Source organism: Curtobacterium sp. AC272 (assembly GCF_979258155.1).
On the sequence record NZ_OZ409838.1, the window covers coordinates 2,263,195 to 2,285,449 of the forward strand.

The 22,255-nt window shown below is 71.5% G+C and carries 22 protein-coding genes and 2 pseudogenes; 13 read left to right on the top strand and 11 right to left on the bottom strand.

Annotated features, from left to right (window positions below):
* Positions 1 to 15: 15 nt before the first annotated feature.
* The 5 genes and pseudogenes from rpoB to ACZZ0J_RS11540 form a co-directional block, all read right to left on the bottom strand.
* Positions 16 to 3,503 (bottom strand): annotated as a pseudogene (rpoB, locus tag ACZZ0J_RS11520) (DNA-directed RNA polymerase subunit beta).
* Between the two features lie 438 nt (positions 3,504 to 3,941).
* On the bottom strand, positions 3,942 to 4,553 hold the full coding sequence (locus ACZZ0J_RS11525) for a hypothetical protein (protein WP_463436998.1): 612 nt from the start codon (positions 4,551 to 4,553) through the stop codon (positions 3,942 to 3,944).
* Positions 4,554 to 4,859: 306 nt separating this feature from the next.
* Entirely contained in the window at positions 4,860 to 5,510 is a 651-nt protein-coding gene (locus ACZZ0J_RS11530) for a response regulator (protein ID WP_463437000.1), read from the bottom strand.
* Positions 5,507 to 6,766 (bottom strand): sensor histidine kinase, encoded by a 1,260-nt coding sequence (locus ACZZ0J_RS11535; protein ID WP_463437002.1) that lies wholly within the window; start codon positions 6,764 to 6,766, stop codon positions 5,507 to 5,509. The genes ACZZ0J_RS11530 and ACZZ0J_RS11535 overlap by 4 nt, the downstream gene beginning before the upstream one ends.
* Positions 6,767 to 6,851: 85 nt before the next feature.
* Positions 6,852 to 7,376, bottom strand: coding sequence for a hypothetical protein (locus ACZZ0J_RS11540; protein ID WP_463437004.1), 525 nt, complete (start codon positions 7,374 to 7,376; stop codon positions 6,852 to 6,854).
* 143 nt (positions 7,377 to 7,519) lie between these two features.
* Here ACZZ0J_RS11540 and ACZZ0J_RS11545 point away from each other — a divergent pair, with 143 nt between their 5' ends.
* From ACZZ0J_RS11545 to ACZZ0J_RS11570, 6 genes are all read left to right on the top strand, one after another.
* Entirely contained in the window at positions 7,520 to 8,362 is an 843-nt protein-coding gene (locus ACZZ0J_RS11545) for a spermidine synthase (RefSeq protein WP_463437006.1), read from the top strand.
* A 115-nt stretch (positions 8,363 to 8,477) separates the two neighbouring features.
* Positions 8,478 to 9,185: a hypothetical protein gene (locus ACZZ0J_RS11550; RefSeq protein WP_463437008.1), complete on the top strand. Its 708-nt coding sequence runs from the start codon at positions 8,478 to 8,480 to the stop codon at positions 9,183 to 9,185.
* Between the two features lie 125 nt (positions 9,186 to 9,310).
* Positions 9,311 to 10,141: a hypothetical protein gene (locus tag ACZZ0J_RS11555; protein ID WP_123339450.1), complete on the top strand. Its 831-nt coding sequence runs from the start codon at positions 9,311 to 9,313 to the stop codon at positions 10,139 to 10,141.
* Positions 10,138 to 10,629, top strand: coding sequence for a SprT-like domain-containing protein (locus ACZZ0J_RS11560; protein WP_194647351.1), 492 nt, complete (start codon positions 10,138 to 10,140; stop codon positions 10,627 to 10,629). The genes ACZZ0J_RS11555 and ACZZ0J_RS11560 overlap by 4 nt, the downstream gene beginning before the upstream one ends.
* Positions 10,630 to 10,676: 47 nt before the next feature.
* Entirely contained in the window at positions 10,677 to 11,372 is a 696-nt protein-coding gene (locus ACZZ0J_RS11565) for a CGNR zinc finger domain-containing protein (protein ID WP_123311680.1), read from the top strand.
* 75 nt (positions 11,373 to 11,447) lie between these two features.
* Entirely contained in the window at positions 11,448 to 12,707 is a 1,260-nt protein-coding gene (locus ACZZ0J_RS11570) for an Nramp family divalent metal transporter (protein ID WP_214546623.1), read from the top strand.
* Between the two features lie 18 nt (positions 12,708 to 12,725).
* On the opposite strand, the gene ACZZ0J_RS11575 is transcribed toward ACZZ0J_RS11570, so the two are convergent.
* Positions 12,726 to 13,028: a DUF427 domain-containing protein gene (locus ACZZ0J_RS11575; RefSeq protein WP_463437011.1), complete on the bottom strand. Its 303-nt coding sequence runs from the start codon at positions 13,026 to 13,028 to the stop codon at positions 12,726 to 12,728.
* 183 nt (positions 13,029 to 13,211) lie between these two features.
* A complete protein-coding gene (locus ACZZ0J_RS11580; RefSeq protein ID WP_463437013.1) occupies positions 13,212 to 13,658 on the bottom strand; it encodes a hypothetical protein in 447 nt (148 codons plus the stop codon).
* A gap of 138 nt (positions 13,659 to 13,796) precedes the next feature.
* Here ACZZ0J_RS11580 and ACZZ0J_RS11585 point away from each other — a divergent pair, with 138 nt between their 5' ends.
* The gene (locus tag ACZZ0J_RS11585) at positions 13,797 to 14,429 is read left to right on the top strand and encodes a GNAT family N-acetyltransferase (RefSeq protein ID WP_463437015.1); all 633 of its coding nucleotides are present in this window, start codon (positions 13,797 to 13,799) and stop codon (positions 14,427 to 14,429) included.
* Between the two features lie 3 nt (positions 14,430 to 14,432).
* Here the strand turns inward: ACZZ0J_RS11585 and ACZZ0J_RS11590 are convergent, their stop codons facing one another.
* Positions 14,433 to 15,200: a carbonic anhydrase gene (locus ACZZ0J_RS11590; protein ID WP_463437017.1), complete on the bottom strand. Its 768-nt coding sequence runs from the start codon at positions 15,198 to 15,200 to the stop codon at positions 14,433 to 14,435.
* A gap of 74 nt (positions 15,201 to 15,274) precedes the next feature.
* Here ACZZ0J_RS11590 and ACZZ0J_RS11595 point away from each other — a divergent pair, with 74 nt between their 5' ends.
* The 3 genes from ACZZ0J_RS11595 (at position 15,275) to ACZZ0J_RS11605 (ending at position 16,831) form a co-directional block, all read left to right on the top strand.
* Positions 15,275 to 15,757, top strand: coding sequence for a hypothetical protein (locus tag ACZZ0J_RS11595; RefSeq protein ID WP_463437019.1), 483 nt, complete (start codon positions 15,275 to 15,277; stop codon positions 15,755 to 15,757).
* A gap of 131 nt (positions 15,758 to 15,888) precedes the next feature.
* A complete protein-coding gene (locus ACZZ0J_RS11600; protein WP_463438177.1) occupies positions 15,889 to 16,461 on the top strand; it encodes a DUF1684 domain-containing protein in 573 nt (190 codons plus the stop codon).
* A gap of 10 nt (positions 16,462 to 16,471) precedes the next feature.
* Positions 16,472 to 16,831 carry a GntR family transcriptional regulator gene (locus tag ACZZ0J_RS11605; RefSeq protein ID WP_165901018.1) on the top strand — a complete coding sequence of 120 codons (360 nt, stop codon included), beginning with the start codon at positions 16,472 to 16,474 and terminating at the stop codon, positions 16,829 to 16,831.
* A gap of 113 nt (positions 16,832 to 16,944) precedes the next feature.
* Here the strand turns inward: ACZZ0J_RS11605 and ACZZ0J_RS11610 are convergent, their stop codons facing one another.
* Positions 16,945 to 17,778, bottom strand: coding sequence for an endo alpha-1,4 polygalactosaminidase (locus ACZZ0J_RS11610; protein ID WP_463437021.1), 834 nt, complete (start codon positions 17,776 to 17,778; stop codon positions 16,945 to 16,947).
* 288 nt (positions 17,779 to 18,066) lie between these two features.
* Here ACZZ0J_RS11610 and ACZZ0J_RS11615 point away from each other — a divergent pair.
* Positions 18,067 to 19,673: pseudogene (locus ACZZ0J_RS11615) on the top strand (DEAD/DEAH box helicase).
* A 143-nt stretch (positions 19,674 to 19,816) separates the two neighbouring features.
* Positions 19,817 to 20,026 (top strand): CsbD family protein, encoded by a 210-nt coding sequence (locus ACZZ0J_RS11620; RefSeq protein WP_111083508.1) that lies wholly within the window; start codon positions 19,817 to 19,819, stop codon positions 20,024 to 20,026.
* A 102-nt stretch (positions 20,027 to 20,128) separates the two neighbouring features.
* Here the strand turns inward: ACZZ0J_RS11620 and ACZZ0J_RS11625 are convergent, their stop codons facing one another.
* Complete coding sequence (locus tag ACZZ0J_RS11625) at positions 20,129 to 20,671, bottom strand: NUDIX hydrolase family protein (protein WP_111083509.1); 543 nt, start codon at positions 20,669 to 20,671, stop codon at positions 20,129 to 20,131.
* Positions 20,672 to 20,911: 240 nt separating this feature from the next.
* Between ACZZ0J_RS11625 and ACZZ0J_RS11630 the strand changes: the two genes are divergently transcribed.
* A complete protein-coding gene (locus tag ACZZ0J_RS11630; protein ID WP_463437024.1) occupies positions 20,912 to 21,361 on the top strand; it encodes an alpha/beta hydrolase in 450 nt (149 codons plus the stop codon).
* Positions 21,362 to 21,528: 167 nt separating this feature from the next.
* Here the strand turns inward: ACZZ0J_RS11630 and ACZZ0J_RS11635 are convergent, their stop codons facing one another.
* Positions 21,529 to 22,176 (bottom strand): PadR family transcriptional regulator, encoded by a 648-nt coding sequence (locus tag ACZZ0J_RS11635; RefSeq protein WP_463437026.1) that lies wholly within the window; start codon positions 22,174 to 22,176, stop codon positions 21,529 to 21,531.
* Positions 22,177 to 22,255: the final 79 nt, after the last annotated feature.

The window sequence follows — 22,255 nt, forward strand, 5'->3', positions numbered from 1 at the left end:
GATGTACGGGCGGGATCAGATGTCGTCGACGGACGACGACTCGAACCGCGAGGAGATGTTGATGCCCAGCTCCTCCGCAGCGCGGAAGACCTCGTCATCGTTGTCGCGCAGGCTGACCGCCTGACCGTCGGCCGAGAGGACCTCGACGTTCAGGCAGAGCGACTGCATCTCCTTCATGAGGACCTTGAAGGACTCGGGGATGCCGGGTTCCTGGATGTTCTCGCCCTTGACGATCGCCTCGTAGACCTTCACGCGGCCGAGGATGTCGTCGGACTTGATCGTCAGGAGCTCCTGGAGGGCGTAGGCGGCGCCGTACGCCTCGAGCGCCCACACCTCCATCTCACCGAATCGCTGGCCACCGAACTGCGCCTTACCACCCAGCGGCTGCTGCGTGATCATCGAGTACGGACCCGTCGAACGAGCGTGGATCTTGTCGTCGACCAGGTGGTGCAGCTTGAGGATGTACATGTAGCCGACCGAGACGGGCTCGGGGAACGGCTCGCCGGAGCGACCGTCGAAGAGCTGCGCCTTGCCGGACGAGCCGATCAGGCGCTCGCCGTCGCGGTTCGGGAGGGTCGAGTCGAGGAGGCCCTCGATCTCGCGCTCGTACGCACCGTCGAACACCGGGGTGGCGACCTTCGTGCCCGGAGCGGCGCTGTGCGCTGCCTCGGGGAGGGCCGATGCCCACTCCTGGATGCCCTCGACGTTCCAGCCCTGCTTGGCGAGCCAACCGAGGTGGATCTCGAGGACCTGGCCGAAGTTCATGCGGCCGGGGACGCCGAGCGGGTTCAGGACGATGTCGACCGGGGTGCCGTCGGCGAGGAAGGGCATGTCCTCGACCGGGAGGATGGTCGAGATGACGCCCTTGTTGCCGTGACGACCGGCGAGCTTGTCACCCGCGGTGATCTTGCGCTTCTGGGCGATGTAGACGACCACTCGCTGGTTGACACCAGAGCCGAGTTCGTCGTCGCCGTCCTGCGAGTCGAACACCTTGACGCCGATGATCGTGCCCTCTTCACCGTGGGGCACCTTCAGCGAGGTGTCGCGCACCTCGCGCGACTTCTCGTTGAAGATGGCGCGGAGGAGGCGCTCTTCAGCGGAGAGCTCGGTCTCGCCCTTCGGCGTGACCTTGCCGACGAGGATGTCGCCGGGGCGGACCTCGGCACCGATGCGGATGATGCCGCGCTCGTCGAGGTCGGCCAGCAGGTCCGGGCTGACGTTGGGGAGGTCACGGGTGATCTCCTCCTTGCCGAGCTTCGTGTCGCGGGCGTCGACCTCGTACTCCTCGATGTGGATCGAGGAGAGCGTGTCGTCCTTGATGAGGTTCTGCGACAGGATCATCGCGTCCTCGTAGTTGTAGCCCTCCACGGCATGAACGCGACGAGGAGGTTCTTGCCGAGCGCGAGCTCGCCGTTCTCCGTCGCGGGACCGTCGGCGATGACCTCGCCCTGCTCCACACGCTCGCCGGCCGAGACGACCACGCGGTGGTTGTAGCTCGTGCCCTGGTTGGAGCGGTCGAACTTGCGCAGGTAGAAGGTCTGCGTGCCACCCTCGTCGAGCTGCAGGGTCACGGCGTCGGCCGAGACCTCGGAGACGACACCGGCCTTGTCGGCGGTGACGACGTCACCGGCGTCGATCGCGGTGTAGCCCTCCATGCCGGTGCCGACGAGCGGCGACTCGGAACGGAGCAGCGGGACGGCCTGACGCTGCATGTTCGCACCCATGAGGGCGCGGTTCGCATCGTCGTGCTCGAGGAACGGGATGAGCGAGGTCGCGACCGACACCATCTGGCGCGGCGAGACGTCCATGTAGTCGACCTCGCCCTTGGCGACGAGTTCGACCTCGCCACCCTTCTTGCGGACGAGGACCTTGTCGTCGGCGAAGTGGAACGAGTCGGTCAGCGGGGCGTTGGCCTGCGCGACGACGAACTCGTCCTCTTCCGAGGCGGTCAGGTAGTCGATGGTCTTCGTGACCTCGCCGTTGACGACGCGACGGTACGGGGTCTCGATGAAGCCGAACGAGTTGATCCGACCGAACGACGCGAGCGAGCCGATCAGGCCGATGTTCGGGCCTTCCGGGGTCTCGATCGGGCACATGCGGCCGTAGTGCGACGGGTGGACGTCACGGACCTCGACGCCGGCACGCTCACGGGACAGACCACCCGGGCCGAGGGCCGAGAGACGACGCTTGTGCGTCAGGCCCGCGAGCGGGTTGTTCTGGTCCATGAACTGCGACAGCTGGGACGTTCCGAAGAACTCCTTGATCGCGGCGACGACCGGACGCACGTTGATGAGCGTCTGGGGCGTGATCGCCTCGATGTCCTGCGTGGTCATGCGCTCGCGGACGACGCGCTCCATGCGGGACAGACCCGTGCGGACCTGGTTCTGGATGAGCTCGCCGACGGCGCGGATGCGACGGTTGCCGAAGTGGTCGATGTCGTCCACGTCGAGGCGCAGCTGCACCGGCTCACCGTCACGCACGCCGTTCAGCGTGGTCTTCTCCGCGTGCAGGGACACGAGGTACTTGATCGTCGCGACGATGTCCTTGACGGTCAGCACCGAGTCGGACAGCGGGGCGTCGATCCCGAGCTTGCGGTTGACCTTGTAGCGGCCCACCTTCGCCAGGTCGTAGCGCTTCGAGTTGAAGTAGAAGTTGTCGAGCAGCGCACGCGCGGCCTCGGCAGCGACCTGCTCGCCCGGGCGCAGCTTGCGGTAGATGTCCTTGAGCGCCTCTTCCTTCGTGAGGATGGCGTCCTTCTCGAGGGTCGACTCGATCGAGGCGAAGCCCTGGAACTCCTCCATGATCTCCTCGCTGGTCAGACCCAGCGCCTTGAGGAAGACCGTGACCGACTGCTTGCGCTTGCGGTCGATGCGCACGCCCACCTGGTCGCGCTTGTCGATCTCGAACTCGAGCCACGCACCACGCGAGGGGATGACGCGAGCGGAGTAGATGTCCTTGTCGGACGTCTTCTCCTGCTGGCGCTCGAAGTACACGCCGGGCGAACGGACGAGCTGCGACACGACGACGCGCTCGGTGCCGTTGATGATGAACGTGCCGCGTTCGGTCATGAGCGGGAAGTCGCCCATGAAGACCGTCTGCGTCTTGATCTCACCCGTCATGTGGTTCATGAACTCGGCGTTGACGTACAGCGGAGCGGCGTAGGTCTTGCCGCGCTCCTTGCAGTCGTCGATCGAGTACTTGGGGTCCTCGAGCTCGGGCGCCGTGAACGAGAGCTGCATGGTCTCGCCGAGGTCCTCGATCGGGGAGATCTCCTCGAAGATCTCCTCCAACCCGGAGTGCAGGGCGAGGTCGGTGCGACCCTGCTCCTGTCCCTCTGCGAGACGGGCCTTCCAGACGTCGTTGCCGACGAGCCAGTCGAAGCTCTCCGTCTGGAGTGCGAGCAGATCAGGAACCGTGAGGGTGTCCGTGATCTTGGCGAACGAGAGTCGCGAGTGGTTGCGACCGTTCTTGGGGTTGGTGGATGCGTTGGGCGCAGCAGCCAAGGGTGTGACCTCCGTAGGCCCCGTCGGGCCGATACTGACGAGCAGCATGTAGGTGAGTAGATGATCGCTCGGCGATCCCCGCGAGTTCATGCCCTGCGACCACGCCGACGCGTGCCTGACGCGGAACGTCGGTGCACGTGTGGGATGATCTCCGTGAGCGGGACCCGCCGCCATATACGGGTCCGGCTGCACCAGGGCGAGTTGAGCTTGTACAACTCAGAACTCTGCGTCGACCGCAATATGACGACACGGATGCCAGGGAGCGCGAACTGCCATCATAGTTCGCGCCGAGTCGTGCTGTCCAGTCCTGGCTTGACCAGATTCGGCAGTGGCGTGTATAAGCCGCTGCGCGCCCGCGGAATTCCCGGCCGCGTCCGGCCGGCGACGGCCCGCAACGGGCCTGCGCACCCGGCCCGCGCAGTGGACCCGGCCGTGCGCTCAGCCGAGGCGCTCGCGCTCGACGTGCGCCGCGCCTCCCGGCTGGCCCTGCCGTCCCGCCAGCGCACGGAAGGCGCCCTCGGGTCGGCGGGTGCGCACGAAGGTGACGCGGCCACGGTCGTCGGTGAGCTCGATCCCGAGTCCGGGGGTGAGGATCAGGGCGCGCACGCCGCGACCGATCCGCAGGCCGACGCCGCCGTAGGTGCGGGCGTCCGCCTCGACGAGTCGGACGTCGGCGATGTGCCGGCGTGCGATGCGCCGTGGCGGCAGCGGCCGGAAGTGCAGCGTGACGTGCGTGTCGGTGACGGCGAACCCGGCTCGCGCGAGCAGCAGGAGCACGCCCGCCACGACGGCGACCAGCGCCGGCACGATGAGCGCGGTCTCCGGTGCGTCGCCGGGCCACGCGGTCACCGCCGCGGTCAGGCCGAGCCCGCCGAGGAGCAGGACCGTGCCGACGACACGCATCCAGGTGGGCGCCGTCTCGTGGTCGGCGTGGGCCGGACGGGAGGCGCGGGGCACCCGCGTCGTCCGGCTCGCGGTGGTGCGCGTGGCGGCGCGGGTCGTCGGTGCGGTCGGGCGTGCGGTGGGCACGCTCATCGTGTCGGCGGTCATGTCGGGTCTCCTGCGGCTCGGCGGAGTGTTGCATCCCGTATTTTACATGACGGGTGCGATGTGATCACGGCCAGCGCACGCGGGTGACCGGAAGGGGCACGCGGACACGTGCCGACGGCGCGCACGCTCGAGCGGTGGGGGCGCTCGACGGCACGTCGTGGTCACGTCGGGAGGGCGGACGCGCGAGGTGTGGGGCACTGCACGCATCGACGCGGTCCCGCGTGACGACCGGATGAACAGTACGGAACGAGTCTTGGCGTCGGCTGGCCGTCCATGTGTACGCATTCACGTACCGGCCAGGACCGGTCAGCGCAGGACGCGCGCGACCGCCTCGGCGCGGGTGGCGACCCCGAGCTTCGCGAACACCTGGTTCACGTACGACTTCACCGTCGGCACCGTCAGGAACAGCTCCGCCGCGATCTGCGGGTTCGTCCGGCCGGCCGCGATGTGCTCGAGCACGTCGGCCTCGCGCGGGGTGAGGTCCGGGAACCGGTCTCGCACCGGCGGCACAGCGGGCGCGGATGCCGTCGCCCCGCCGCCGGCGAGCTGCGCCACCAGCCGCGCTCCGACCGTCGCGTCGAACGTCGACTGCCCCGACGCGACCGCCCGGATCGCCGTCGCGATCTCGGCCCGTCCGGCGTCCTTCGTCAGGTACCCGCGCGCACCCGCCCGGAGCGCGGTCACGATCGACTCGTCGTCCGCGTAGGTCGTCAGCACGAGCACCGCCACCTGCGGGTGGTCGGCCACGATGCGCGCGGTCGCCGTCGGCCCGTCGGTGCCGGGCATGCGCAGGTCCATCAACACGACGTCGGGAGCGTCACGGTCCACCGCCGCGATCGCCTCGGCGCCGTCGGCGGCCTCACCCGTCACGTGCAGGTCCGGTACGAGCGACAGCACCGTCACCAGGCCGTCGCGGACGATCGCCTGGTCGTCGACGACGAGGACACGGATGGTCACGAGGCGTCCCCCTCGGTGGTGACCACGGCGTCCACCGGCAGGTGCACCGCGACGACGAACTCGTCGTCGGACCGCTCGGCCTCGACCGTCGCGCCGCTGCCGAGCTCCTCGACGCGCTCGCGCATCCCGAGCAGCCCCTGGCCGCCGCCGGTGAGCGGGTTGGCCACGACGACGTCCACGGCGTCGCCGTCGCGGACGACGGACAGTGACACGGGTCGGCCGGGGGCGTGCCTGCGGGCGTTGCTGAGGGCCTCGCGGGCGACCTGGACGACGGCGGCGCGGTGTGCCTCGTCGAGTGCGGCCAGGGTCGTGTCGCCCTGCACCACGATCGTGCCGCCGAACGATCGGTGGGCGGCGACCAGGGCGGTCAGGTCGGTGCGGTCGGTGCGGTCGGTGCGGTCGGTGCGGTCGGTGCGGTCCGGCACGTGGTCGGTGGACGGCCGGGAGGCGCGGCTCGCGTCCGGCACGTCGGCTCCGGTGGTCCGCGTGGCCTGGTCCGGGGCTGTGGTCCGGTCCGGGGTGGTGGCGCGGTCCGCGGTCGTGGTCGGGTCGGGGACGGCGGCCCCGTCCGGGGTGGCATCGGGCTCGGCGTCCGCGTCGTCGCGGAGGGCGTGCACGGCCCGGCGGGCCTCGGCGAGACCGTCCGCCGCCAGGGTCCTGGCCTCGCCGGCACGCTTCGCCGCGTCGTCGACCCGGCCGGCCTCGAGCAGGGCCTCGACCGCGTCGAGCTGCAGCACGAGACCCCCGAGCGAGTGCGCGAGCACGTCGTGGATGTCCCGCGAGGCCCGGGACCGGTCGGCGAGGAGCTGTGCCCGCTGCTGGTCCCGCTCGGCCTGCCGCGCACGCTGCGCCGCGACCCGGAACTGCCGGCGGCTGAACCCGATGAGCACGCCGAGCAGCAGCCCACCGCTCGTGCCGAGGACGAACTGGACCGAGGCGTGCTCGATCGTCGCGCAGACGGCGATCACCACCACCGCCCCCACCGCGGTCACCGCTGCGACCCAGACCGGCACCCGGAGGTTCGCGCCGAGCAGGACGATCCCGACGATCACGGGGACGATCATGAGCGAGTCGGTCGCCACCACCGTCAGGGAACCGGCGACGATCATCACCACGCCCGCGACGACGAGCAGCTGCGGCGTCCGGCCGAACTCACGGAGCGCCCACGCGGCGAGCGCCACCGCGCCGAGCACCCACACCCACGCGGGGAGCTGCAGCTCGAGTCCGTTCTTCACGAACCAGAACCCGACGATCACGATGCCGAGGGCGTTGAGTCCCCAGGCGGTTGCCGAACGGGACCGACCCCGGGGAGGTCGGTCGGGTCCGGTCCGCTCAGCAGGGTCACCGGACCATCATGCCGCGGGTGGTGCGGCGGCCGGCGGTCCGGTCGCCGCGCGGGATGCGCTGGTCGATGACGACGGCGCGTGCGGCGCGGTTCAGGGCGAGCACGAGCAGGATCGCGCCGGTCGAGGTGAGCAGGTGCTCACCGAGGTGGCCGCCGAGGACGTCGAGGCCGACGCGCACCGCGATGAGCACGATCCAGAGCGACGCCCCGAGCCAGCCTGTGCGGGACTGGATCGTCCGACCCTTGCTGTCCGGGGTGGCGACGGTGCGGAACCGGGTGATGGTGCCCATCGTCAGGCCCACGCCGATCGTGATCAGGGCCTCGATGCCGAGGAACACGACGTCGATCGTGGTGATCGTCGCCCCCGACTGCGCCAGGACCACCACGCCGATGATCGCCATGATCATCGGCGTGCGCCAGATGCGCGCCGGGTCGAGGTACTGCCAAGTGGCCTGGCGGTACCCGAGGAAGCCGACGAGAGCGACGCCGATCAGGACGTTGACGAGGAGCTGGACCGACATGGTGTGCCTTTCGAGGTGACCCGGCGGGACGTCCCCGACCGATGGATCCAGCCTCGTTCCGGCGCGTCCGCGAGCACACCAACCAGGGGTGGGGGCCCGGGTGGTGATCGCGGTGCCGGTCGAGGTGGTGTTCGATTGACCGCATGGCTGATGCGTTCGACGGGTTCCGGATCGGTGCGGGGTACTCGGTGGTCGAGCCGGACCGGCACCGCCCCGGGTCCTTCACGCTCGTGGTGGACGGCACGCCGCAGTCGCACGTCGACCTCGAGGACCCGACCCACCTGGCGTTCGAGTACATCCGGCGGATCGGGCACGCCATCGACCTGCTGCCGTCCGGCCCGGTCACGGCGCTGCACCTCGGCGCCGGCGCCCTGACGCTCCCCCGGTACGTCGCGGTGACCCGGCCGGGCTCCCGCCAGCAGGTCATCGAGCTCGAGCGCGACCTGGTGGACCACGTCCGCGAGGTCCTGCCGTTCCCCCGCGGTGCGTCGATCCGGGTGCGGTACGGCGACGCGCGCGAGGTGCTCGGCAAGCTCCCCTCCGGGCTGCGCGGCACGGTGGACCTGGCCGTGGTGGACGTCTTCGGCGGTTCGCAGATCCCGGCGCACGTGACGAGCATCGAGTTCTACCGCGAGGTCGCCGCGTTCCTGTCGCCGACCGGCGTCGTCGCCGTGAACGTGGCCGACGGCGCGGGTCTCGCGTTCGCACGGGGGCAGGCGTCGACGCTGCAGGCCGTGCTGCCGTCGGTCGCAGCGGTGGCGGACACCGGCATGCTCAAGGGGCGGCGGTTCGGGAACATCGTGCTGCTCGGTTCGCCGACCGACCTGCCGATCGCCGAGATGCCGCGGCGGTACTCCTCGGATCCGATGCCGGCGAAGGTCGTCCACGGGGCCGAGCTGCGGGCGTTCATCGCCGGGGCGCCGATCGTCACCGACGCGACGGCCGTCGCGTCACCGGAGCCGAACCGGAGCGTGTTCGGCGCCTGACCCCGCGGTGACGACGGGGCGGCGCGCCAGGCCGTTCCCGGGCACTCGGCGGGTGCGGCTGTCAGGATGGTCTGAACGACCGCGCAGGTGCGCGACCGAGCGATGGGATCCCCTGATGACGAACGACGACCGGAGCAACCAGGACCGGACGGGCGACGGCCAGGCGCCGAGCTGGGGCGAAGCCCCGCAGCAGCAGCAGCCCGCCGCCGACGCACCGCGGTACGGCGAGCGGAGCGACCCGACGCCGCAGTACGGGCAGTCCGCCCCGCAGTACGGCGAGCAGCAGAACCAGTACGGGCAGCAGCAGAACCAGTACGGGCAGCAGCAGGACCAGTACGGCCAGCAGCAGTACGGCCAGCAGCAGCAGTACAACCAGCAGCCGTACGCCGCGGCGCCCGCGAGCTCCGGCTCGCCCGCGTGGCAGAGCTACGAGGAGCCGAAGGCCAAGAAGAAGACCGTCGGCGTGATCGCGTTCGTGGTCGGCCTCGCCGCCCTGGTCGTCGGAGCCATCGGCGGGTACCTGTTCGGGCAGTCGTTCGGGGCTTCCGATGCCTTCCGCGACTCGATGCAGAACAGCGGGGCGACGCCGAGCGACGCCCAGATCACCGAGCTGATGACCTCGTCGAACGTCATCACCGGGTCCCTCATGTTCTACCTGGGCACGGCCCTCGGCCTGTGGGCGATCGTGCAGGGCATCATCGCTGCCGTCACCAAGCGTGGCCGCGGTTGGGGCGTCTTCGCGATCGTCCTCGCCGTCGTCGCGCTCATCGTCTTCGTCGTGGCGGTCGGCGTCGCTGCGGTCGCGGCGAGCGGGATGTCCTGATCCGCTGAGCCCGTCCTGAACGGCCCGTCGTGCTCCGGCACGGCGGGCCGTTTCGCGTCGACCGGCGCGAAGCCTGAGCGCGTCGCACCGGCCGCTCCCGGCAGAGCGCGGCTACCCTCGAACCGATGTCCCTCCCGCCCGACGACCGTCAGCAGCCCGACCCGTCCGACCCGTCCCGTGAACCGCGCCACGCGGCTCCCGTGACGGCCGGGGTCAGCCCGGGCAGCACCTTCGCGCCCATCAGCCTGCGGCCGGCGGTCGACGTCGACGCCGTGCACCAGCGTCTGCGCGACCTCGGTCAGAGCCGCAGCACCGAGGCGCTCGCGGAACGCGCCGAACTCCTCCGCCTGCTCGGCCGACTCGACGAGTCACTCGTCGTGGCGGAAGAGGTCTTCCGCCTCGCGATGTTCACGGGCGAGCGCCAGGACAAGGTCGCCGCCCGGATCCGGCGCGCACACATCCTGCACGACCTCGGTCGCCACGAGCGTGCCGCGACCGAGGCCGCTCTGGCCCGCGACACCGCCGCGACCGAGGAGTGGCCGGAGCTCGAGGGTGCCGCCGCCGAGATCGAGGGGTGGTCGCTGTTCGAGAACGACCGCTTCGAAGAGTCCCGTGCCGCTCTGTCCCGTGCCTACCAGGCGTTCCGCCAGGCCGGTGCCCCGTCCGAGCGCACCGACGCCCTGCGCACCGCGGTCGAGGCGGCGATGCGTGCCTCGATCACGCACCCCGCCGAACCCGCCGACAAGCCGCGGACGGCTCGCGAGGTCGCCGCCCGCCGCGCCGAGGACGACGAACCGACCATGCGCGTCGCCGAGCCGGTCAAGCAGGTCCCGCCGATCCGCCGCCGGGTGCTCGGGGCGCCGGACGCCGCGCGCACCGAGGCCGACGACATCTGGGGACGGATCGCCGCACGGGCAGCCAAGAAGGGCCAGGCCGACCCCCGCGCCGACCAGTGACCGCACTCGAGACGGTCCGTTCCCGAGCCGAGGCACTCATCACCGAGCACCTCGGCGCGGGCGCATGGGCCTTCGGGTTCGACCACGCGAAGACCCGTGCGGGACAGTGCGACTTCGCCCGGAAGCGCATCACCGTCAGCCGACACCTGGCCGCACGGTTCTCGGACGACGACGTCGAGCAGGTCCTGCTGCACGAGGTCGCGCACGCCCTCGCCGGGGCACGTGCGGGCCACGGCCCGAAGTGGAAGCGGACCGCGTCCGCCATCGGGTACACGGGGTCACGGCTGCACGACGGCCCGATCGCCAGCGAGCTCGCACCGTGGATCGGGACCTGCCCCGCCGGACACGAGCACTTCCGCTACCGGACGCCCACCCGCCAGCTCGCCTGTGCCCGGTGCTCCCGCCGGTTCGACGCGCGCAACGCCATCGTCTGGCGGCGCCGGAGCGAGGCTGACACCCCGTCGACGGTGGCCTCGACTACCGCATGAGTCCGTCCGCGCTCGGAGGCGCGCCGGTAACCCGTTAGCCTGGACGGATGCACACGGGGCAGCACATCCGCACGGACGCCGGATCCACCTGGTTCTTCGACGCCGGTCGGATCGCCCTGGACTTCGCGCACACCGGTGGGTTCGCCGACGACCCGGACGGCCGGCGTCCCCGATCGCAGCTCGGTGAGCTGCTCGCGAGCCCGGCCGACCTGGACGAGTGGCTCAGCGACCACACCGAACCGATCGACGTCGGGGCCAGCGCGCGCGAGCTGCAGGACGCCCGCGCGCTCCGCGCCGCGATCGCCCGACTCGCCGTCGCCGCGGCCCCCGGCCCGGCGACCACCGCGGCCGAGCGCACCGCCGTCGCGGCGGGCCTGCGTGCCGGGACCGGCCGCACGCGCCCCGCGCCCGACGACATCGACACCGTCAACCTGTTCGCCGCCCTGCCGGACGTGCCCCCGAGCCTCCCGGGTGGCCGCCGACGTGCCGGAGCCAACCGTGTCCGCCTGGCCCAGGCACTGTCCAGCGTCGCGCGTGACGCCGTCGCGTTGTTCACCGAGGTCGGCTTCGACGACGTCGAGGCCGACGGCCGGCCGACGCGTCTGAGCCGCTGCTCGGCGGACGACTGCGCGCTGGTCTTCTACGACTCCTCGCGGGGCGGGACGCGTCGCTGGTGCTCGATGCAGCGGTGCGGGAACCGCGCCAAGGTCCGTGCGCACCGCGCTCGGCGCGCGGCGGCCTGACCACCCTCCAGCCAGCCGTCAAGGCACCGCGAAGAAAAGATTCGGCGCGCCGAATTCTCTGGCATGCTGGGTCCCGTGACCGACACCGCCGCCGCCAGGACCACCGAGCAGCCCTCCGGCACGCCGCGCCGCCGCGCCGCGGGCCTGACCCTGCTCGGCCCGGCGTTCGTGGCGGCCATCGCCTACGTCGACCCCGGCAACGTGGCCGCCAACCTCACCGCCGGGGCGAAGTACGGCTACCTGCTCCTCTGGGTCCTGGTCGCCGCGAACGCGAGCGCGGTCGTCGTGCAGTACCTGTCCGCCAAGCTCGGCGTCGTCACGGGCAAGTCCCTGCCGGAGCACCTGGGCCTGCGGATGCGTCGCACCCCGAGGCTGCTCTTCTGGGGGCAGGCCGAGGTCGTCGCGGCCGCGACCGACATCGCCGAGGTGATCGGCGGCGCGCTCGCCCTGCACCTGCTCTTCGGCCTGCCGCTCGTCGCCGGCGGGCTCATCACGGGCGTGGTCTCGATGCTCCTGCTGACCCTGCACAGCCGCCGCGGGACCCGCACCTTCGAAGCCGTCGTCACGGCGATGCTCGCGATCCTCACCGTCGGCTTCTGCGCCGGACTGCTCTTCGCGCAGGTCTCCCCCGCCGAGCTCGTCAGCGGCCTGGTGCCGCGGTTCGAGGGCTCGGAGTCGGTGATGCTCGCGGCGTCGATGCTCGGCGCGACGGTCATGCCGCACGCGGTCTACCTGCACTCGGCGCTCGCCCGCGACCGGCACGGCGACGTGCCCGCCGGCCCCGAGCGCCGCCGCGTGCTCGTCGCGACCCGGTGGGACGTCGGTCTCGCGCTGGTGGTCGCCGGCGGCGTGAACATCTGCATGCTCGTCCTGGCCGCGGCGACCCTGCCCGGCGTCGCCGGCACCGACTCGATCCCCGGCGCCCAGCGGGCGATCGCCGACCACGTCGGGCCCGTCGTCGGGGTGCTCTTCGCGGTGGGGCTGCTGGCGTCCGGACTGGCCTCGACCTCGGTCGGCTGCATGGCCGGCGCCGAGATCATGAAGGGGCTGTTGCACGTCCGGATCCCGCTCGTGGCGCGGCGTGTGATCACCCTGGTGCCGGCGATCGTGCTGCTCGCGATCGGTGCCGACGCGACGATGCTGCTGGTGGTGAGCCAGGTGGTGCTGAGCTTCGGGATCGCCTTCGCGATCGTCCCGCTGGTCGTCTACACGTCGCGCCGCAGCATCATGGGCACGGACGTGAACGCCGCGACCACCCGCGTGGTGGCGTGGGTGATCGCGGCGGTCATCGTGGCGCTCAACGTCGCACTGATCGTGCTCACGGTGACGCAGTGAGCGCCGTGACGTCGGTCGTCACTCGACGACCGTGACGTCCTTCCAGAACGCGACGTAGCCCGAGTAGTCCTTGCCGACGCGGTCGAACGACGACGGGATCGGCGTCGGGTAGGACCACGCGCGGTCCTGCAGCGCCTGTCCGTCGACGTTCACCGTGAAGTACTGGGTGTCGCCCTTCCACGGGCAGTGGTACTGGGTGGGGCTCTCGGTGAACAGCTCGGACTTCACGCTCGACGGCGGGAAGTACCAGTTGCCCTCGATCTTGATGAGGTCCTCTTCCTGGGCCTCCGCGATCACCGTGTCGCCGACGACTGCCTTCATGCGTTGCTCCTTCGCTCGCTGGTGCCGGACGGCCTGGACGGCGCTCCGGTCCCTGTCCGCCCGAACGCTACGCCCGGCCCCGCGATTCCCGCAGGACGACCAGGTCCGGTCCGACGACGAGCGCCGCGTTCACCGGCTCGCGACCGAGGACGGCGGCGCTCTCGGACGCCGTGACCAGGTGCTTCACCGCGCGCCGGAGCCCGGTGTACGCCGCGCAGGCCGCGGCTGCCTCCGGTGAGTGTGGTCGATCCCGACCGCGGCGAGCGCATCGACGACGGCGCCGGCGGCGAGCAGGTCCTCGACGGCGAAGTCGGGTGCGTCGGGCACGTCGACGGTCTCGCCCGCGGCCTCGGCCGCGTCGTCCAGCGCTCCGGCATGGTGCAGCCCGGCGGCCATGACCGCGACGACGCACCGGTCGCCACGATCGTCCTGGAGGCCCGTCACCCGTTCCGCGATCGCACTCGCGTTGCCGAGGTGGCCGAGCACGACCTCCGGACCGTCCGGCAGCTGGGCGGTCGCGTTCCGCAGCGCGCGGCGCTGCGCGCCGCGTCCGGCGAGCTCGGCAGGACGTCCACCCAGACGAAGAGGTGTGCGCCGTGGGCGATGCGTGCCGCCCCACCGGTGCCCCACGCGAACCGGACCTGGTACTGCTCCTGGGTGCGTTCTGCCACGTCCGTCACGATAGCCGCCCGGACGATGCTGTCCCTCTCCACAGGGTGGCCGTCCCGACAGGCTCCACCATGGTCGACGACCGTAGGATGCACTTCCATGGAGATCGCCCCCGCGCCCACCCTGACCGGCGACCGTGTGACGCTCGAGCCCCTCGCGCAGGAGCACGCGGAAGACCTGCGGGCAGCGGTGACGGACGGCGATCTGTGGCGCACCTGGTACACCTCGGTCCCTGCGCCGGCCCAGGTCGAGGACGAGATCGACCGGCGCCTCGCCGAGCACGAGGCCGGCCGCATGGTGCCCTTCGGGGTGCGGGACCGTCCGACCGGCCGCGTGGTGGGCTCGACGACCTTCATGAACATCGACGCGGGCAACCGACACGTCGAGATCGGCAGCACCTTCCTGGCCAAGTCGGCGCAGCGATCGGGCATCAACACCGAGGCGAAGCTGCTGATGCTGTCCCACGCGTTCGAAGCCTGGCAGTGCATCGCGGTGGAGTTCCGCACGCACTGGCACAACCACCAGTCCCGCGCCGCGATCGCCGGCCTGGGCGCGAAGCAGGACGGCGTGCTGCGGAACCACTCGATCGGTCGCGACGGCACGCTCCGCGACACGGTGGTGTTCTCGATCATCGCCTCGGAGTGGCCGGCGGTCCGGCTGTCCCTGGCCGAGCGGCTCCGGCGGCACGACCGCGCCGAGGGGTCGCGCCGCCGGTCCGCCCGGCACGCCTGACCGTCAGAGCGTGTGACGGACCGTCCGGTCACCGAGCGGCTGGACCGGACGCGCGTTCTCGACGTGCGCTGCCTCGAGGTCGGCGAGCTGGTCGGCGCCGAGCTCGATCGGGTCCTCGAGCACGATCCACCGCACCCCCTCGGTGCAGGGCGGCGTGGTGAGCGACCCCTCGTAGGTCGCGAAGGAGCGCGACGCGGGCAGCATCGCCTCGACGTCCACCGTGCTCTCGCGACCCGCCCCTGCCGTCGCACCGGCGAGGTAGCTCTCGTAGGCGGGGTTGTGCGCGCCCCGCTCGGCGAGGACCCCGACGACGGTCAGGGCGCCGCGGTCGTCGGCGTGCACGAAGTGGAACTCCGCGTCGGCCGGGTCGCCGTCGACGGTGTGCTCCGACCCCGCGTGGAAGTGCATCTGCACCAGGTCGAGGTCCGCGCCGGCGATGGTCGTCGAGGCACCGTCGCCGGCGGTGAACTGCACGGTGTGCCCGTTGTCCGCCGTCAGACCCCGGACAGCGCCCGAGCCCACGAGGTCGAGGTCGGCGCCACCGCGGGCGGCCGGCAGATCGATCGGGGACTGCTGGGCGCCGGTTCCGCACGTGCCGTACTCGTCGGTGAGACCACCCCAGTGCTGCGGGGCACCTGCTCCCTCGTACGACCACGACGTACCGGCGTCGTGCGCGTCGGCCGCGGGAGGCGTTCCGGCCGCGCAGCCGGCGAGGACGAGGAGGACGGCTGGGGCGGCGAGCAGGGGCAGGCGGGGGTGAGTGGATCGCATGCTGTACACACTCACATACTCGTATTTCACATTTGCCTTGAGTGGTCGTCGGCCGCGAGCGTAGGGTCCTGGGCATGCACGTCGGTATCCGGATCGTCCTCGATGCGCCGGTCGACGCCGTGCGCGATGCCCTGCTGTCCCCGTCCGTGATGGTCGCGGTGACGAAGCCGTTCCTGGTGTACCGCTCGCGCAGCGCCGAGGGGTTCCCGGTGCGGTGGGAACCGGGGCACCCGCACCCGATCACCGCGAGTGCGTTCGGCCTGGTGCCGAGCGGCGACACGCACGTCGACCTCGACCTGTACGAGATCGACGGCGTCCCCGTCCAGCGTGACAACGGCGGCGGCACGAGCGGGCTGTTCGGCCGCATGACGATGCGCCACCGGATGGCGGTCGTGCCGGCTCCCGGCGACCGGACGCTGCTCATCGACCGCCTGACCTACCGGATGCGGCCGTGGCCCCTCGGCGCACTGCTGTGGCCGGGGATGTGGGTCATCTGGCAGTGGCGGGCGTACCGGATGCGTGCGCTCGCGCCCACCTGGCGGACGGATGCTGCCTGACCGAGGCGAGTCGGGCCTCCCGTCCACCGCGGAGCGGGCGTAGCCTCGACCACGTGAGCCAGACGCGCCCCCAGGAGCCGACGACCGACGACCGTGTCCGCAGCACGCTGGCGACCGTGGACTGGCGGCGCATGACGTTCGACCTGTACCGCCGTGTCCGCGCGACGCCTGATCCCCAGACGGCGCACGCGCTGTGGCGGGAGACCCGCGACGCGATGTTTGCGGAGCACCCCGCGTCGCCGCTCCTGGACGACGATGCCCGCGACTTCGAGTCGCTGCCCGTGCCGGACTACGACCCCGCCTGGCGGTTCCAGGTGCGCATCGAGGCGGCTGAGCCCGCCGAGTTCGACTACGAGACCGGCACCGACGGCACCGTGCACTTCGATCGTCTCGGCGTCGTGACGGTCCCGGGCGTCGGCACGCTCGACGTCTGGTCGCACGGCGGCTACGGGGGCGGGCTGTTCGTCCCGGTGAAGGACTCCAGCGCCGGCAAGGCCCGCGGTACGTACGGCGGCGGACGCTACCTGCTCGACACGATCAAGGGCTCGGACCTGGGCGGCGACGACGCCGACTCGCTCGTGCTGGACTTCAACTTCGCGTACAACCCGTCGTGCGCGTACGACCCGGCGTGGGCGTGCTCGCTCGCGCCTCCCGGCAACACCGTGCCGGTGCCGATCCCGGTCGGCGAGCAGTACGACTTCTAGGGTGGAACGCATGGCAGGACTGGTCGCACTCGACGCCGGCGGACGCGTACCGCCCTTCGAGCAGGTCCGCTCGCAGATCGCGGCGCAGATCGGCGCGGGGTACCTCGTCGACGGCGAACGGCTGCCGAGCGTGCGGGGGTTGGCCGACGAGCTCGGGCTGGCGGCCGGCACGGTCGCGAAGGCCTACCAGCTGCTCGAGGAGGCCGGGCTCGTGCACACCGCGCGTGGTGCCGGCACCCGGGTGGTGCGGCCGGCCGAGGTGCCGGACGCCGTGGCTGATGCGGCCCGCGCGCTGGCAGCCGCTGCCCGCGCCGCGGGACTGTCGGCGGACCAGGCGGCCACCGCGCTCAAGGACGCCTGGCCCGCGTAGCGCGGGGCTTCGGGGCGTACCTGGTGCTTCCGGGCGTACCTGGTCGGAAGTTCCGGCCCGGTACGCCCGATCCGACTTTCCATCGCGGCCGTTCTGGGAAGGAACCCGCGCGCTCAGCAGTGCTCGAAGACGTAGGCGTCGTCCGTCGGTGTCACCAGGTCGCGGTCGCGCAGGATCGTCATCGCGGGCCGGTCCTCCAGCCCGCACACCGATGCCCACGAGCGCTCGAGGGTGTCCGCGTACTCGATGTCGATGACCCGCTTGCCGTAGGCCTTCGTGTACGCCGAGCACTCCTGGTACTGCACGCACTCCTCGGCGACGACGAAGTCGAACCCGGTCTGCTTCCGGCCGGAGGCCCCGAGCTGTGGCGTGTTCTTCTGCCCGACGGCCAGGCCGTGGCGGTGCCCGGTGTCGACGAGCGACTTCGCGAGCGCCAGGTTGCCGGCGCGCGTCAGCCGCTTCCCGCTCCGGGTCCACGAGTCGAGGTTGTCGAACTCGACCGCGTCGAACCCGCGATCGCCGCAGCGGGCGATGGACTTCGTGAGCACCTTCGTGATGAGCGCGCGCTTCGCCGCCGTCCGGGTGTCGAGGAGCATCTCGTCCGGCCAGCCCGGGTCGGACACCGGCTTGCCGGCCCGGTCGCGCAGGATCGCCGACGGGTAGGACTTCGTCCACGTGCCGGCGGACTCGGGCTGGGTCTGGAACCCGTTGACGTAGCAGATGTCGTACTTGCCCTTCGCGGGCTTCGCGGTGCTGTCCCGCTCGACGATCGTCACGCCGGACGGCGGCGTGTAGGAGCCGCCGAGCTGGTAGTCCGGGCGCCCCGAGGTCGGCAGGTTGCGGTAGCTCGCCGCAGCGCTGGTCGGAGCAGCCTCGGCGCAACCGGCCGTGCCGAGGACGGCCACCAGGGCCATCGCGGTGGTGATCAGGACGGTTTGCGTACGCACCCGGGAATCCTCGCACGCGCACGGCGAACGGACCGGTCCTGGGTTCTGCGGGGTGCACACGCTATGCTGGTGGTACTCGAGACGCCGATCGTCTCGTGCGTCGTACGGACGCCCCGAACTCCCGACCACGTTCCACTGATCCTCTGGTCGATGATCGAGCACCTCCCGAAGGTGCCCAGGCTTCTCTGCTGCGGCGACTGCGCCAGCCACCTCTGTTGGCGCGCATCCCGCCCGCGCGCTGCCTCAGAGCGCGCCCACAGCCGGTCTCATCCGGCTCGAAAGGTCACCATGACCACCAATGACCTCCGTTTCTCCGACCTGGGCGTCCCCGCGCCGATGGTCGCCGTCCTCGCCGACCAGGGCAAGGAGACCGCGTTCCCGATCCAGGAGGACACGCTCCCCGACTCCCTGCAGGGCAAGGACGTCCTCGGCCGTGGCCGCACCGGCTCCGGCAAGACGATCGCGTTCGCGATCCCGCTCGTCGCCCGCCTCGCCGCCAGTGGCCGCAAGCGCCGTGCCGGCCGCCCCCGTGCCCTGGTGCTCGCCCCCACCCGTGAGCTCGCGACCCAGATCGACGTCGCCCTCGCCCCGCTCGCCAAGGCCATGGGCCTGAACACCACGACCATCTTCGGTGGCGTCGGACAGGGCCGTCAGGTCGACGCCCTGCGCGGCGGCGTGGACGTCGTCGTGGCCTGCCCGGGTCGCCTCGCCGACCTCATGCAGCAGGGCCACGTCAACCTCGGTGACATCGAGGTGACCGTCCTCGACGAGGCCGACCACATGGCCGACATGGGCTTCCTGCCCGGCGTGACCAAGATCATGCAGGCGACGCCCGAGCAGGGGCAGCGTCTGCTGTTCTCCGCCACGCTCGACAACGGCGTGGACAAGCTCGTCAAGAAGTTCCTGCACAACCCGGTGATGCACTCCGTCGACGAGGCGAACAGCCCCGTCGAGGCGATGACCCACCACCTGTTCGAGGTCGCCGACGCCGACGCGAAGAAGCACCTCGTGAGCACCCTCGCCTCGGGCAACGGTCGCCGCATCCTCTTCATGCGCACCAAGCACCACGCCAAGCGCCTCGCCAAGCAGCTCAGCAGCCAGGGGATCCCGGCCGTCGACCTGCAGGGCAACCTGTCGCAGGGCGCCCGTGAGCGGAACCTGGCGAAGTTCTCGTCCGGCGAGGCCCTCGTCCTCGTCGCCACCGACGTCGCCGCCCGTGGTGTGCACGTCGACAACGTCGAGCTCGTCGTGCACGTCGACCCGCCCACCGAGCACAAGGCGTACCTGCACCGCTCGGGCCGTACCGCCCGTGCCGGTTCGTCCGGTGACGTCGTCACGGTGACGATGCCCGCCGAGCGTCGCGACGTCGCGCAGATGATGCGCGCCGCAGCCATCAAGGTCACCCCGCAGCAGGTCACCGCGACCTCCCCGGCGGTCACCACGCTCGTCGGCGAGATCGCCCCGATCCGCCACGTCGCCGAGGACCAGCCCGCACAGCAGCAGCGTCAGCCGAAGCAGCGTTCCGCCGATTCCGCCGGTGACCGTGGTCGCCGTGGTCGCGGTGGCCGTCCGGGAGGCTCGGGTCAGCCCGCGCGCTCCGGCTCGGCTTCCGAGTCCGCCGGTTCGGCCGGGGCCGTCAGGGCCGTCCGGCTCGCGGCGCACGTTCCGAGGGCACCGGGCGCTCCGCCGCCGCGGGCGCGGGCTCGACGGGTGGTCGCCGTACCGGCGGCAGCCGTCGTGCCGGCAGCGACACGGTGCGCGGTGGGTCCTCTGCGGTCTGGTCCTCGGACGGTGGCTACGCAGCGGGCCGTGGAGCCGGCCAGGAGTCGGGCGGGGGCCGTCGTGGCTCGTCGCGCCGCGCCTCCCGTCCGGCCGGCGCTGCCGACCGCCACTGATCTGTCGACCCGGCCCGCGCTGACCAGCGGGGGACAACCTTGGGGGCGCCTGCGAAACGCACGCCTCCGAGGCGTAGGTTCTCCTTCACCGGATGCCGCGCAAGCGGCTGACGGGGAAACGTCCGCTGTTGGAAGGAGTGCCTATGGCTGGGATCGAAGACATCAAGAACGCCGCTGAGAAGGCGGCAGGCAAGGTCAAGGAGGCCGTCGGGAACGCGACGGACAACGACCACCTCAAGGCTGAGGGCAAGACCGATCAGGTCAAGGCCGACACCAAGCAGGCGGGTACGAACGTCAAGGACGCCGCTTCCGGCGTCGCCGACAGCCTCAAGAGCGACCGCGACACGAAGTAACAAGCCGGTCCAGTACCGCGCTGCGAAGCCCCCGGATCCGATCGGATCCGGGGGCTTCGTCGTGATCGGGTGATCCGTTGTGCTCGGGGACCGTGCCGGGCGCTACATGAGCGCGCCGACCGACGCGAGGCCCGCGCGCAGCAGGGCACCGCGGCCACCCTCCATGTCGTCGGCGACGCCGTCGGACGCGGCTTCCATCGGGGTCATCCAGGTGAGCTCGAGGGCGTCCTGCCGGGGCTCGCACGTGCCGGTGACCGGGACGACGTAGGCCAGCGAGATCGCGTGCTGCCGCTCGTCGGTGTACACCGAGGCGCCGGGCAGCGGGAAGTACTCGGCCACCGTGAAGGGCGTCGGGCTCGACGGCAGCTGCGGGAACGCCATCGGGCCGAGGTCCTTCTCGAGGTGACGGAAGAGCGCCGTGCGGATGGACTCGCCGAACATCACGCGACCGGACACCAGGGTGCGGACGATCGAGCCGCTCGGGGCCACACGCAGGAGCACCCCGACCTCGGTCACGACGCCGAGCCCGTCGGTGCGGACGGGGATCGCCTCGACGTAGCAGATGGGGAGTCGACGACGCGCGTTGGCGAGTTCCTCGTCGGACAGCCAGCCGGAGTCGGGGTCGGGGGTTTGCAACGAGGCCATGCACCGTGTCTACCAGGGACGGCGTCGAGTTCGGCGGAAGGCGCGGGACTTGGGGATGGTTAGCGTTGTCCACATGATCGATGCAGACCTGGTGCAGTGGACCCGTCCCGCGGAAGAACGCGCAGGGACACCGCTGCTCGTGACCATGCACGGGGTGGGGTCGAACGAACGCGACCTGCTCGGACTCGCCCCCGCGCTGCCGGCGGCCTGGACGATGGCGTCACTGCGGGCGCCGATGCCGTGGGGCCAGGGGTTCAGCTGGTACCCGCTCGGGACGCCGGGCTCCCCGCGCTCGAGCCCGTCGACGCCGCGGTCGCCGAGGTGCTCGCGTGGGTCGACTCCGTCGCCGCCGACCACCCGCGGATCGGACTCCTCGGGTTCTCGCAGGGCGGATCGATGGCGCTGCAGCTGCTGCGGGCCCGACCGGCTGCGTTCGCCTTCGCGGTGTCGCTGTCCGGGTTCGTCGTACCGGGGGCGACGGACTCGCGTGACGAGGCCGTCGCCGCCGCCCGGCCGCGGGTGTTCCTCGGGCACGGCGACCTCGACCCGGTGATCCCGGCGGAGGCCACCGCGCGGACGCAGGCGTGGGCGGCGGCGAACACCACCGTGACGGACCGGACGTACGAGGGTCTGCCGCACGCGGTGTCGGCAGCGGAGCTGTCGGACGTCGCGGCGTTCATCGGGGCGTAGGCGCGGGCGTGCAGCGCGCTCGGTGAGCGGCGCGGGACGCGCTTGGTGAGCAGAAATGGTCGGGTCCGACGTGCGGACTCGACCATTTCTGCTCACGATGCGCGGGGTCAGCCCCGGCGACGACGGACGGGAGGCACGGTGCGGGCTGGCACCGTGCCTCCTGTCCGTCAGTCGGCGAGGATCTGCAGGAGGTCCTTGCGGAGCTGGTCGACCTTGGCGGTGGCGGCCTTCGCCTGGTCCTCCGTCGCGGTCGTCCGGTACATCTGCAGGACGCCCATGGTCTTCCGGAGCGCCTCGAAGAACTCGCGCTGCGCGTCCGGGATCCCTGGAGCTGCGTCGAGTGCCGCTGCGATCTCGTCGGCCTTCGCCTCGGCCTCGGCCTTGCCGGCGTCGGTGAGCTCGAAGAGCGTCTTGCGGCCGTCACCCGACGAGACCACGAGGTCTTCGTCGACGAGCTGCTGGAGCGTCGGGTAGACCGAGCCGGGGCTCGGCTTCCAGGCACCGCCGGTGCGCTCGGCGATGGTCTTGATCACGGCGTAGCCGTTCTGCGGCCCCTCGGCCAGCAGGCCGAGGATCGCGAGGCGGACGTCACCGCGGCGGCGGCGTTCGCGACCGAAGCCGGGTCCGCCGAAGCCACCGAAGCCGGGGCCGAAGCCCATGCCCGGCCCGAAGCCCGGGCCGAAGCCGCGGCCACCTCGGCCGCCGTGCTCGTGGTCACCGCGGTCGCGGCCGGGGAAGCCGGCGCCGTGGAGCTGCCGCGCGCCGCCGAAACGGGGGCCGCGCGGGTGGTGGTTGCTGTCGTTGTCGTTGTGCATGGGGCGCATGATGCGTCCTTCCTTGTTGCTGAGTCGGCTCGCGATCGGTCTGACTGGTTTCGTCTTCGTCGTATCGCGA